This window comes from Nostoc sp. 'Peltigera membranacea cyanobiont' 210A (genome assembly GCF_002246015.1).
Classification (GTDB): Bacteria; Cyanobacteriota; Cyanobacteriia; order Cyanobacteriales; family Nostocaceae; genus Nostoc.
Genome location: NZ_NOLJ01000008.1, coordinates 99448 through 111984, shown reverse-complemented (window position 1 = coordinate 111984; position 12537 = coordinate 99448). Strand labels below are relative to the sequence as shown.

Annotated in this window: 8 protein-coding genes; all 8 read right to left on the bottom strand. The window is 40.5% G+C overall.

The genetic code is table 11. From position 1 onward, the window contains the following. Positions 1 to 3: 3 nt before the first annotated feature. On the bottom strand, positions 4 to 1473 hold the full coding sequence (locus CDG76_RS24985; protein ID WP_094351602.1) for a glucose-6-phosphate isomerase: 1470 nt from the start codon (positions 1471 to 1473) through the stop codon (positions 4 to 6). Positions 1474 to 1520: 47 nt separating this feature from the next. Further along, positions 1521 to 2471, bottom strand: a complete 951-nt coding sequence (locus CDG76_RS24980; protein WP_094351601.1) for a glycosyltransferase family 2 protein — start codon at positions 2469 to 2471, stop codon at positions 1521 to 1523. Next, positions 2389 to 3591: a glycosyltransferase family 4 protein gene (locus CDG76_RS24975; RefSeq protein WP_094351600.1), complete on the bottom strand. Its 1203-nt coding sequence runs from the start codon at positions 3589 to 3591 to the stop codon at positions 2389 to 2391. The genes CDG76_RS24980 and CDG76_RS24975 overlap by 83 nt, the downstream gene beginning before the upstream one ends. 280 nt (positions 3592 to 3871) lie before the next feature. Next, positions 3872 to 4864: a glycosyltransferase family 2 protein gene (locus CDG76_RS24970; RefSeq protein ID WP_094351599.1), complete on the bottom strand. Its 993-nt coding sequence runs from the start codon at positions 4862 to 4864 to the stop codon at positions 3872 to 3874. Positions 4865 to 4915: 51 nt separating this feature from the next. Further along, on the bottom strand, positions 4916 to 6076 hold the full coding sequence (locus tag CDG76_RS24965) for a glycosyltransferase family 4 protein (protein ID WP_094351598.1): 1161 nt from the start codon (positions 6074 to 6076) through the stop codon (positions 4916 to 4918). Between the two features lie 281 nt (positions 6077 to 6357). Then, positions 6358 to 8208 (bottom strand): heterocyst formation ABC transporter subunit HepA, encoded by a 1851-nt coding sequence (hepA, locus tag CDG76_RS24960; protein ID WP_094351597.1) that lies wholly within the window; start codon positions 8206 to 8208, stop codon positions 6358 to 6360. A gap of 196 nt (positions 8209 to 8404) precedes the next feature. Beyond that, complete coding sequence (hepC, locus tag CDG76_RS24955; protein ID WP_094351596.1) at positions 8405 to 9124, bottom strand: heterocyst development glycosyltransferase HepC; 720 nt, start codon at positions 9122 to 9124, stop codon at positions 8405 to 8407. A 1113-nt stretch (positions 9125 to 10237) separates the two neighbouring features. Beyond that, complete coding sequence (locus CDG76_RS24940; RefSeq protein ID WP_094351593.1) at positions 10238 to 12469, bottom strand: GumC family protein; 2232 nt, start codon at positions 12467 to 12469, stop codon at positions 10238 to 10240. Positions 12470 to 12537 lie beyond the last annotated feature (68 nt).

The window sequence follows — 12537 nt, the reverse complement described above, 5'->3', positions numbered from 1 at the left end:
AATTTATGAGATTCTCGATTTCTTGGAGAAGTTAGGAATATTGGAGAACATCTGAGGATTGCTATAGTACTTATGTCCTGCCATAGCCATAGCTAAAAATCCCCAAAGAATCATCCCTGACACACTCAACATCCCGCTACCGATAACTAACTGTGAAGCAGAACTGATCCCAATGGCGCGGGCAGCACTGACAAAACTATCGAAACGACCTTCACCATAGCTGCTAACAGTAATAATCAAGAAAATTAATCCACCCATATAAAATATGCCTCCAAACCAACCAAGGGTGAAAAACATATCTAAAATGCCGCTATCAATTACTACTACTTCAATTTGACCAGTTTTTTCGTTGACCTTCCAAATATTTCCTAAGCCATTACCTAAAGCATTAGAAAGGGCTAAACCAAGATTTCTGTCGTAAGTTCCCGATCTATCTTTAAAGCTGCCATCTTCTTGAATATTAGAAAAAGTTTCAAAACGTGCTGCCACTACTCCAGCAATTGGTTCGATAGTTGTCAATGGCACAACACAAATAGCCATGACCACAATTATGGTAATTAAGCGCATTTGAATTTTGGCTCTGACTGAACCCATAATCATAATTATTCCAAATAACCAGCCTCCCCAATTAGTACGTGCTTGTGTTAATAGAAAAGATAAGTAACCAACAGCTGAAGCCGGAAAAATTAAGTTTCCTGAACCGGTAAATAATAACAGTAACCCAGCCTGCATAACAGAACCAAAGGGGCCGACTGAGTGTAATGTACTCCAGACGCGCATCCCAAAAGGTACAGGGTTTCCCGAACTCATGAATAATTTTGATTGTATGAGCCAGTATCTATCCCACTCAGGAGCTACCACAAATTGATATACGCCATAAGTTCCTAAAATCAACACACACCAGAGAAATGTTCGCTGAATGTTCTGGCGATAGCTGGGATAATCTCGCCAGTTGATAAATAAGTGAAAAGCGAAAATAACCGGACTGAGCCAATCCATCAATCCGCGTGCTACAGGAATAGGTGCGTTGTAAATTAGACCGATGAGAAAGCCATAAAACACTCCGATAAAAGCCAAAACAAACGGCAAACCCCCTTGGCGAGAAGCGCGGGGAAAGTGTCGCAAAAATGTTGCTATAGTTATAAACACCACTAAGTAGGGTGCTATGAGCATTTGCCGGCTAGCATCCCACCCTACGCGATAGTCAACTAAGCGAGTCGCTAAGGGCGTGAGAAACCAAATCCACCAAGTAAAGCCAATGTAGAGAATGGGATGTCGCCAATATAAAAATAAGGCTACTACTAAAGCTGTCGCCGGGTAAATTAGGCGCAATGCGGCAGTAACACCACCAAAATAGCAAACTACAGTTAGTAATATAAAGCCTGCGATCGCCATCCAACCCTGTAGCGATCGCTCTTCGGGAGAATAGTTTTCTTGTAAAAAACTATTGAAAAGTATCTGCTTAGAATTCATTCAATTTTAGATGTACAGATAAATAAATTTGGCAGCTTCCAATAAATTCAAATTTCCTTAATTTTGAATTTTGAATTTTGAATTTTGAATTCTTGATATCCCTGCCAACGCCCACGCCAAGATGCTAATAACTTTTTCCCTGCCAACTGCCTTTGACTAGGTAAAAATCTCAGACATTGTACTAAGCCCAAACTATCGCATGTACCTACAAATACTGCCCAGAACAAAAATGCAATCCGGCGGATAAATGGTAAATGTTCTAGTAAAACTAAGGTTTCATTATGGACTAAGTTAATAAAGGCAATTTCATTAAAGTTATTTCGCTGATCTTCATCAAAACGTTGTGCTGGATAATGATCTACAGCAACGCTAGGATCGTAAATTATCTTCCAACCAGCCCGCTTTAATGCCAGGGTGAATGCCATTTCAAAGTGTACTTGCGCTCCAGTACCACGCATCCGCTCGTCAAAGCGTAGTTGTCCGATAGCTTGGGTACGAAAACTCATGTTTACGCCCTTGAGAATATCGACTTCGCGGGGTTCTCCCACTCCCAGGTGATGGTTGCCAATGACTCGCCCAAACCATTGCAACTGTCCCACTACTGGGCGGGATTCGTCTTCTAATTTGCTGCCGTGGTATATCCAATCACGCCCTCCCAGTCCGCCGAGGCGACTATCACAGGTAAAGTAAGCCGCAATCCGCTCTAACCAATCGGGGTGGGGTGCGGCATCATCATCAGTAATGGAAACAATATCGCCCTCCACTGCTGCTAATCCGGCGTTGAGAGCTGCTACTACCCCTGGTTGTGTCACTTTCACGGGATGCAGTGGCAAATTGTGCGCTGTGTATTGGGCAAGAAATTGCCAAGTTTCTGCATCCGTATCGCGGACAACCACTATCACCTGATCGACTGGTTTAGTTTGCTCCTGTAGCGCCAAAAGGCAGCGTGAGAGGTCTTGTGGACGGCGATAAGTCGGTATCAGAACGGTGTTCCGCATTCTTGCTTAACTCCTCGAATAAATCCACATAAGTTTGTGCCATAGTAGTCCAGCTGTGTTGTTCTGCCACAGAACGAGCAGCTTGACTCATTTGCTGCATAAGCATGTCTACACTTACCAAGGACATCATCGCCACAGCTAAAGCTTCGATATCATTTGAGTCGGTTAAGACGATGCCACATTCTGGTGTCACCAACTCTGCACCTCCGGTAGCTGTGGCAGTAATTACTGGTAGTCCTGAAGAAAGTGCTTCTAACAATACGAGGCTACAAGCTTCATATCGGGAAGGAAAAATAAATAAATCTACTGACCGCATAATTTCGGGGATATCACGGCGAAATCCGACAAAATGCACGCGATCGCTTAACCCCAAGGATGCCGCTAGTTGTGGGAAAGGACTACCTTCGATATGACCTACTACCGCCAAATGTAAATCGGGAACTTTCACCAAGGCGTGTAATACTGTATCTAAATTCTTTCTGGGTGTGCGGATATCTCCAGCGAACAGGGCTAGGGTGACATTCTCCGGTAAACCTAATTTTTGGCGATTGCTTTCACCAGGGGTAAACTCTTCTAAATCAACGCCATTGACAATTACCCGAATCCGAGAACGCGGTACACCAATGTTGACTAATTCTTGGGCTACCTTTTCAGATACAGCCACAACAACCTGCGCTTTTTGGAAAGCTTGTTTTTCCCAACGGGCATTAAAAGCCGTAAATAGCCACTGGTAAAAACCATATAAATCGCGGCGGTTGCGGGAAATATGAACAGGCGATCGCAACCATGAACTGTGGACAAAATGTACAGCATTTACATCAGCCGCAGCCAGATTAATTGCTCCATTGACTTTAACTAAATCAATATCAGAGCGATGTTTACGTAACCAATCTGCACTTTTTTGGGCAAAGATGAAATTACGTAAAAATTCTGTAGGATAGCCTTTGACTGGAATTTTAATCCAATTAACTTGACTATTTTCTTCTAGTTCTGGTGCAACTTCACTAGCTAATAATGTCAAGTGATGACCGCGACGTATTGCTTCCTTAGCAACCTCATAGTTTACCCGTCCCTGACCATCACCTTTTTTGATTTTATGAGTAACAATACAAAGTTTCATACACTACTTCCTTAAGGATAAAATCCTTGAATCACCCCTCCCCAACCCTCCCCGTATGTATTGGGGAGGGGGCAAGATTTCAACTTTCCCCCCTTTATAAGGGGGGATTAAGGGGGGTCTATTCGACTTAGGACTTACGCAAAAATTGCTAAAAAGCTTAATTTATCGAACCGCCAAGACGCCAAGAGCGCCGAGAATTCGTAGAGTGTGCGTAAGTCCTACGACTTATTCAAGAGGTCTCTTTAACAAATAAATTCCTCAACTCAGAGATATTGAGATATTATTTCGATATTCCTATTAACTTACTTGCTAAAAATTGCGGAGTAAAACTAAGACTAAGTGCTGCCATAGTTCGCACATTAAATTTTTGTTGATTTAGAGCTTGCCAAAAATAAGGACGTGCGGCGGCTATCTGTTCGCTTCGTAGCAAACCAATTCCCAAAGTAGTATTAGCTTCTAACCATTTCTGCTGAAAATGAGTTCTAAATTCCTGTAACCGAGGGTCTTCCATAAATACTTGATAGCAAAACATTTCGCTTTTCGCTTTACGAATTTTTGCTTGTACATCTCGACTACCACTGAGCATAGTATCAGTTTGCTCATGGGCACGATATCGCGTCAATCTTTCTGGACAATAGTAAGCGCCATAACCAGATATACAGAATAGATAGGTTAAATATAAATCCCACATCCCAGCAACTTCTGAGGGAATACTATACCAATCCACCAAATTATTGCGAATCACGCAAGATGCAGCAGTAGGTATACTTTTATCTACTAACCCAATTTTGGAAAAAGGTTTATGAATTCCTTTTGCTAGTTTATCTCGCTTGTAAGCGCGTGTATTTTCTTCAGTACCAGCATGATTAATTATGCCATTAGCATCTATAATATATTGGTCACAAAAAGCGAGAATTAAATCAGAATTTGCTTCTAGTGGTGGTACAAGCTTTGCTAAAAAATCTTCATTCCAAATATCATCATCATGGAGACTAGCAACATATTTACCTTGCGCTATGTTAAAGCCATACTGCTGATTAGCTAACATTCCCACATTTTGCGGATGCTGCCAAAATTTGATGCGTGAATCACCAAAAGATGCGACAATTACTTGGGGATTTTCTGAACTACAATTATCAGAAATAATAATTTCAATATTTTGATAAGTTTGTTTTATCGCACTTGCGATCGCTTGCTTGAGATAGTCTGGTCGATTATAGGTGGGGATAACAACGCTGACTAAAGGTTGTTGACATTCTTGATGTAATGACATATTTTTCTCACTTTATATTTTCTAAGTAAAAGATGCACTATTTAATTGAGCTTATTTAGCTGGAGAGATACTATATACTTTGTTGGCTTGGGAAGAGAATTCAGCTATTGTTTTTGTATAAATTGTTCGGAGATTATTTACATGAGCAGCCATTGTAAATTCCTTCATCAATAAAGTATGACCTTGCTCACCCATGTATCGGCTTTTTTGATAATCTCTATACAATTCATTAATAGCATCAGCCAGCTTTTGGATATTATTGCTTGGAACAAGAATACCCGTTTCTCCATCTCGTAAATGTTCTGGAATCCCTCCGACTGCACTACCAATTACAGGTCGGCAACGAGAGTATGCTTCTAGAGTTACAAGACCAGCAGGTTCAGGCCAAACACTGGGAAAGATGACTGCAAAACACTGTTGATAAAGTTTATCTAATTTATCCGAATCGCACCAACCATGCCAAGTAATTCGCTTATTCAATCCGAGTGTGCTTGCTAACTTTTCTAATCGCGATCGTTCCCAACCTTCACCTGCAATATCAAGTTGAATTTTCGGGTCTGTATGTATTAAGGTTTTCAGTAACCATTCCAGACCTTTATCAGAAACAATTCGTCCAGCAAACAAAATTCGATGATTTTGATGTACTTCCAAGCTTAGGGGTGAACTTGCTGTTTCTGGTATAGAGATTCCACAATGTAGCGTTATAACTTGTTCTGGGGATACACCGTTTTGAATTAACTCTTGCCGCACATATTCGCTATTCGCAATGAAAGTAATTTTTAGCCTTTTCAAGACATCTAAAAACTGATGAGTGGTTTGAAGTTCTCTAATAGTTCTTAAAGGTCTACGGCTACCACATTTATCGACTAATTTACCCCAGGTACATCCTAAGTAAGAGAAGTTGCGATCGCAGATTGTCCGTTGCTCTGCTAAATACTTTGTGCCACTAGGGCAGTAGAATGAGTGATTATGAACGCTGAAGATAGCAGGACATTCGCCTGTAAGCTGCAATAGCAAATCTGGACTATGGATGTGCAGCAGTTTGAACTGTCTTTGATCGATATTTTTAAGTGATTTTATCACGCGATCGCTAACATTAGGTGGTCGATGTTTAAACAAAGAAGCTAAATAAGTTTCAACACCTCCGCTCCCACCGACACCGAAACTTGAGCATTGATAAATGAGGTCTTTGTCAAAGATTTCCTGGGACATATTTCTATGAATTTTAAGTATATAGGGCTAATTCTAATAACTTATTTGTAGAGGTAATAAGTGTTTAAAATCTTATTTAGGACTTACGCACTGGTAACGGAAAACGAACCACAGAGGGCGCAGAGGTCACGGAGAAATGAGAGTTTGAGAGGGTTTTTGTGTAAGTCCTATTATTGTTCTACGATTTCGCAAAATTACTCATACATATTTAGGGATTTACGGCTGTAGAGATGTACAGCCGATTAATATGTTGTAATTACTTTGGTAATTGGATGTTGTTTCTAATCTGGCTGCCTTAGTTCATACTGCATTTGATGATATTTCCAAAGCTTGCCTTTTATTTCCAATAGTTCTTGATACTTACCTTGCTCTACTATCCGTCCCTGTTCTAAAACTACAACTTTATCTGCTTTAGAAATAGTAGAAAGACGGTGAGCGATCGCTATTACTGTTTTACCCACAGATAGCTTTTCTAATGAATCTTGAATTAAGCGCTCAGATAGCGAATCTAAGGCACTAGTTGCTTCATCCAAAATCAAAATTTCTGGGTTCCGTAGTAAAGCTCGTGCAATAGCAATTCGCTGTCTTTGTCCTCCAGATAATCTAACACCCCGATCTCCTAATTGGGTATCAAAACCTTCGGGCATTTCTAAAATAAATTCTAGTGCATTCGCTAGTTTAGCGGCTTCTTGAATTTCCTGATTAGTCGCTTCTGGAGTTCCGTAAGCAATATTCTGCCAAACATTAGTATTGAAGATGAAGGTATCCTGACTGACGACAGCTATTTTGCGACGTAGAGAGTTAATTTCAAACTGCCGGATATCGATTTCATCAATGTAAAGATAGCCATCTGTAGCATTATAAAATCGGGGAATCAAATCAGCAAGAGTTGTTTTACCAGCACCAGATGCTCCAACTAACGCTGTCATCTTTCCCTTTTCAATCGTCAGGGTAATATTATGCAGCACTAGATTTTCATCATCATAGCCAAAATCCACAGATACTAAATCTATTGACCTGTTTAATCCCTTAAACTGAACTCTGCCATTTTGAAAGTAATATTTTTCATCACTTTTCAACAGATTTTTAATATTGTCTGCTGAACCATGTAAAGTACTAAGATATGCTCTCGTGCCATTAATATCTTGAACAAATGGAATAAAGCGAAATAGTACAAAGAAAAAGGTTAGCAAAGAAGCAACTTGTAGCGTTCCATTAGTGACAAGACTAGTGAATGCCAAAATAATCATTCCGATCAATACCGTAGTCGCTACCGCTTCGGCAATTGGCTTCACAAGTGTCCAGGTAAATACAACTTTTGTTGTGCTACTTATTACCTTATCGCTAGCTTTATAGTAACGCTGACGCTCAAATTCTTGAGTACCACAAGAATGAACAGTGCGAATGCCATTAATAAATTCTATGGCTGTTGATGTAAAATTAGCATTAGCAGTTGTCATACCAAAACTCGATTCTCTGACTCTGGCATTCAGATTTGACAACCCTACACCTAAAAGTGTAAATAGTAATGCTGAGATTATCGTCAATTGCCATGAGATCAAAAACATTGATATTAAGTAGACAAAGGTTGTGAGTCCTCTAGTTACTAAAAAAGCTCCGCCACTAAAACCTTGTCTAATCCTTTCAATCTCTGTAGTAATTGTGTTAATTAGTTCACCAGAACGAGTTTTACTAAAGTAACTTAGCGACAAGGATTGTAACTGTTCAAAAATTTGCTTGCGTAAGCGATCGGCAAGATGTAGTTGAGATAATTCAGTATAGACTTGAGAAAAATAATTAAAGGTGGCACGTAACCAAGTGCTGAATAGAATCAGCAAAGATACCCGATATAAACGATTAATTGCTGAGGTCTTGGCTCCCAAAATCCAAAGATCAAACCATTCTATTCCTGTTTGGACAGGTTGAGCATTGGGGCTAGTTAAGCTTTGCAAGAAGGAAAGTAAGAAACCAATACTTACACCTTCAAAGGTTGCGGCCAAAATTGAGAAAACCAGAGCTAAAATTGCAATTTTGCGAAAGTGTTTAAATTCTCGCAAGATCAAATAGTTGTCCTGCCAAAAGCTGCTAGCTTTGAGCAGATTACTGAGTGGTTGAGGAAGCTGGAAATTCATGGATTTTATAATAATAGTTTGGCAAGGTAGATAGACCTCTATAGATCGATACAGTTCAGAATGAGCAACAAAACTCTGATGTAGAGATGCAATTTATCGCGTTTGGAAAACTAATTATCTAGAATCGGATGCTACATAAATAATTTTTTTGACCCTTAGTGCGATAAATGAAATTATCAATTACCGCACAGATAAATTACAGAGTTTGGCTATCCAGATGTAACAGGTGAGACTGTGCCTCTACTTCCCAGGAAGCTGTAATTTCTGGTAATTTATTTAGCTGTACTGCATCTTCCAAAGTCCAACAACGAGATCCGGTTAAACTCATGTCACCCCGTAGCACGTTAAATAACTGTGGCAGATTGTCGAGATTGTATTTACCCATCCAACGCCCTAGTGGTGTGTTATTGTGGGTGCAAAAACTCATCGCTTGAAAGAGTTTACCCCGTTCTCCAACACGCCATTCATGACAAAAAAGTGGCCCTGGCGAGTAAACTTGCATTAATACAATCAATCCCAACATGACTGGACTTACTAATAGCAGCAATATAAAAGCAGCAATCCAATCAATTACTCGCTGCAATTGTCTGAAGGGTTGGTTAGGAAGTTTTTTACCGGCGGGTATGCTTAGAAATATTGGTTTTTGAGCCTCTTCACACGCATCTGCCCAAAATTTGAGCAAAGTCTCACCCAATTTTGGATCTATGCTGACCAAACTTACTGGAGAATGTTCTAAGCATTCTACTAGCGATCGCTTATTATCTAATGAAGCCAGATATGGTTGTTTCACTCGTCCAAGCGGCTTCACCAACAACTTACCCCGTCGCCACAGGAGTGTGCAGTACCCACGATTATCTTGCTGTGACTGGGTTACATCATATAAATTCTCTAGAGTTGGAATTATTGAAGTTGTCATAATGTCTTTGGGTTTATACAGGAGTGAATTACTGAGGCGTTATCAAAGGCTATTAATGCCAAAGACCCAAATCCGAATCTTGTTGTAAGTCCAAAAAGTTGGAGATAATTGAGGGCAAAAATATGCTATAGTATTTGCCACTCAGCCAAGCACGTATTACGTAGAATTCTGCTGGTGTAGAGATTTACAAATTAGACAGATACTAATTAGATAGGTAGCAATCACCGCTACTATTAACATTCATGGGCAAATCTTGATTCTCCGGAAACTACTGACAGTAGAGAAGTGTAGAGGGAAATTACCCATGAATCTATATCTACGTTTAATTACGCTGAGGTGTTCATTGTCTCGATAGATTTGAAAAACCAGTCTGCTCTTGTCTTCTAGCCTTTATGAAGGTGCTTTAATCTCTAGAATATAAGACTATATAGAAATAGCGATCGCTCAAATAACTTCTTTATTTATTCTTTAAAGAGTCAGTGATTTCTCTGAAAATCTGTGAAGATAGCATAAATATACTGAATTCTTCCCGATCGCAACAAAATTCAATTTGGTTCATCAAAACGTAAAGGCAATTCATGAATCATTGCTGTCAATTTAAGCTAAAAGCCAGTCTAAAACCAGCTTTTAACAGATTGATTGTCTCGTTCCCAGTCTCAGACTGGGAATGCCCGTCCTTGAGGCTCCGCCTCTTTTACTCGCGGCAGCGCCCAATGAACCAATACGCTTGGATTAACCATTTTTTCTCTTCTCTCTGTTTCCTCTGCGCCTCTGCGGTAGCCTGCGGCAAGCCGCTTCTCTACGAGACGCTGCGCGAATGCGTCTACGTTAAAAATTTGACTTTGATAAAGAGTTTTAGCCTTAACCCAAGCGTATTGCCCAATAGACCTCTTGCACAAATATAAAATTTGCCCTCATCCCCCAACCCCTTCTCCCATTTTTGGGAGAAGGGGAGCCAATTTAAAAGTCCCTCTCCCATTTTTGGGAGAGGGATTTAGGGTGAGGGCAAGAAGTCTAATGAACAGCATTTCTAACCAGAGGCTAAAAACGAGAAAAAACGCAAAATCCCCAACTTCTCTAGGAAGTCGGGGATTTATCATTTAGCCGTACTAGCTACTTTTCTACAGCTTGACGTAGAGCCAATTGCTGTTGTTTGACATTAGGTACGTAATTACTACTAGAGTTTGATACCCCATTAGCTACAACCCCAATCAGATTTAACTTACTCAACATAGCTGTCGCTTGATTAAGCTGACTTCGCGTCACAATACCAATGCTTGCCACCATAATCACACTACGACAAGATGATGCGGTAAGCATCGCATCCACCAAACCGAGAACAGGGGGCGCATCTATCAGAACCAAATCATAGTTTTCCTCAAATGCTGCCATTAATTGCATCATTCGAGGGGAACTCAACAGATTAGCTGGGTCGGTAGGTTTGGGGCCAGCGGTCAAAATATCGATGTAGGCGGAACCTGAGTATTGCAGACTAATTTGGTTGGGTAGAGTTGTATCACTCGCCAATAAAGTTGAAAGCCCCTGCTCATTAGGAAGATTCAGTTGATGGTGCAAACTGGGATCGCGTAAGTTGGCATCAATCAGCAGTACCCTTTTATGTAAACGAGCAGCACTCATTGCCAAACCCAACGCCAAAGCTGATTTACCCTCATCGGCTAAAGCCGAGGTAATCATCAAAGATTTTAAATTAGTAACAGTATTTAAAAGTTCAATGTTTTTGTAAATCAGATCCAGCGATTCCCAACGCGGTGGAGATTGCAATACCTGAATCGTCCAGGGAGCGAGAACTTCTGGCTTGCCAAAAGGCAACTTGATCATTGATTCTCTGGGTTTAGCTGGCGGTAACTTGGGAGTTGTCCCCAACAACGGCATGGCCATTTGCTTCTCTAACTCAGCAGTGGTGTGAACTGCATCATCAGCCGATTCGCGGATAAAGGCAGCAATGCCTCCTAACATTAAGCCAACCACAGCACCTAACAGCAAATTCTGTTGGAGATTGGGGCCTAATTGTGCGCCTTTTTGAGGATCTTCTACCACTTCCCAATTAAATCCACCCTTGGAAAGTTCTTGTCGTAATTGTTGTTCTGCTCTTAAAAGCTGCTCTAATCTTTCACGACTAAATTGCAACTGCGGTAGCATTCGATTGTAATAAGCCAACAGAGGCGGGAAGCGTTTGATTTCCAAACGCAACTCGTTTTCTTTCTGAGCCAAAGTTTGATCGCGAGCAGTTAAAGCAACTATAGTTGTCTGCGTTTCTACTAACTGACCAGCAAGGCTGAGATCGATTTGGCCGAGCTGTCCTTTTTCGAGAAGAGAGTCTCCAGAAGTGAATGCACCAGCAGACTTTTCGCCTAAAGTTCTTCCTACCTCTTGTTGCAATAATTCCTTCTGGCCCTGAAGCTGTTCTTTGAGCTTTTGCACACTCGGAGTTTGATCTGTAAAGCGTAAGCGTTCTTGTGCTAATGCCAATTCGCTTTTTTGGATTTCGTTTAGTAAGCCTTGATAGCGAGTAGACTGACTCAAACGAGAAGCAACTAGAGCATTTTGGGGAGAACGGTTAAGTTGTTCTTCTAAAGATTTTTGGCGTGCTAAAGCTTCCCCATACTGAGCGCGAGTTGTCTGTCTTTCTTGGGAAAGATTATTTAAAGCTGTTTCAATTGCTTTCGCCTGTGACTCTGGATCGATTAAGTTCTGATTTCTGCGAAATCTTTGTAAATTTGTTTCAGAAGCGTTTACTTCTTCACTAGCTTTACTTAGCTGTTCCCTAATGATTTGCAGACCTTTCTGTAAACGCGAAGTCTGTTGTTGTTTGTTATATTCCAGATAAACTTGTCGAATTGCATCCAGAACTTTTTGGGTTTTTTCAGGATCTCCAGCAGTATATTCAACTTGAAATATTTTAGTAGCGACATTATCTTCTTTGCTCCTGATTTGAGTTAAAACCAAAGAAGCTTTAATTTCAGCTGAAGTTATATCTGGATAATTAGACTGAAGTTTATCAACTGCTTTCTGGATGAGTCCCGAACCTTGCATCAAGTTAAGCTGAGTGGCAGTATCTATGACCACATTAGAGTCAGTAAACTGATTGTCTACCCCCGCACCACCTTCCGTTTTACCTTGATAGTTAGGTTCTACTAGCAGTTGCATAGAACTTTTATAAGTAGGCTTTGTTTTTACAGTTACTATGCTAGCAATCGCAATAGAACTAATTAATACTGCTAAGAACCAAGGAAATCTCCGCACAAATACGGCAAACATTTGCCCGTAACTTGGTTCATTTTCAGAAGCTGGAGCTAGATGAGGATTTAGACTAGTTTGAACCACTTTTATATCCTTGTCTTCAAGACTTACGCTAAGAGATTCTCCGAAGAATACCTATTTTTTTACGAACC